This is a genomic window from Blautia caecimuris, from assembly GCF_024622975.1.
GTDB lineage: Bacteria > Bacillota > Clostridia > Lachnospirales > Lachnospiraceae > Blautia_A > Blautia_A caecimuris.
This window is the reverse complement of sequence record NZ_JANJZT010000086.1, coordinates 1-1303: the sequence shown is the minus strand read 5'-3', so window position 1 is coordinate 1303 and position 1303 is coordinate 1. Positions and strand designations below refer to the sequence as shown.

The 1303-nt window shown below is 44.1% G+C and carries 1 protein-coding gene; it reads right to left on the bottom strand.

Annotation, left to right across the window (positions count from 1 at the left end):
* Positions 1 to 94: 94 nt before the first annotated feature.
* Positions 95 to 1303 (bottom strand): IS66 family transposase (gene tnpC / locus NSA57_RS19415; RefSeq protein ID WP_257465851.1); only part of this gene is annotated, 1209 nt, incomplete at its 5' end.

Sequence of the window (1303 nt, the reverse complement as noted above, 5' to 3'; positions counted from 1 at the left end):
GTAAGTAGGTAATCATTCGTATATTGACATTTTATAAAAGCCATCTGATACTGCTCCTGGCTGTCTGCCAGATTCTCTATCAGATGGCTTATTATTATTTTTTTAGTTTAGTACGGCAGTATTCCGGAAGATTCTCTGACCATGGAAGCAGTTTCTTTAATTCTTCCTCTTTAGGAAAAGCCCCCATTTTTCTGAGTTCATCCAATATATAAGTCAGATATGCGTATGGTTTCAGATGGTTCAGAAGTGCCGTTTCTGTAATGCTGTAAACAAGGGCACTGGCATCTGCTCCCCGTACACTTTTGGCAAACAGCCAGTTGCGGCGTCCTACTGCAAAGTTTTTCAATGCACGTTCTGCACTGTTGTTGTCTATGCTGAGATGACCATCTTCCAGATACCGTCTCAGATATACTTCCTGATTAAGCGTATACAAAATGGCATCACCAATAAGGGAAGACCTGTCTACAGAATCTTCCATCGTATGCAGCCATTCAAACATGGCATCCATAACCGGACGGGACTGTTTCTGGCGCTCCTCATATTTTTCTTCCGGTGTTTTGTCATGGAGCATCTCCTCAATCTTATAGAGAATCCCGATCCTTGACATTGCCTGATATGCAACTGTCTCTTTCAGCTGTTCTTTTGTGAAGTCTTTTTTCAATGCTGTGAGGGCTGCATCAAAGCGCCGTCTTGCATGGGTAAGGCATCCGCTTATTATGATACCTTCTCCTAAACTGTGATAAGCCTGATATCCATCACAGGTCAGATACCCATGAAACCTGTTCCCTAAAAAGTTTACAGGATGATATCCCGCACGGGTCCTTTCATAATCGAAGAGTACCATCTGCGGGGAGCCACTGAACTCATCCGTGAGGTATACCCACATCCAGTTCTGGGTCGTACCTTTCTGCTCTGGTTCTCCAAGTACCTGGATACGGCTTTCATCACAATGGATATATCTGCTTTCCAGAAGTTCTTCTTTCATCAGCTGATACAGTGGTTTCAGGTATCTGTCTGCACAGTTTATGATCCAGTTTGCCATAGTCTTTGTGGAAAGATCAAGATCATATCTGGCAAACTCTCTTTCCTGGCGTGCCAGAGGCATCCCATTTACATATTTAGCGTTCATGATACCGGCGACAAGGGAAGGCGTAGCGATACTTCCACGGATCAGGGAAGGTTCTTTTTCCGGACGTTTCATGGCCCCGCATTTCGGACAGCTGTATACATAAGTGATCTCTTCTTCAACCTCAAACTTTGCAGGTACAAAACGCAGGCGTTTTACGGTTTCCTTTGTTACTAC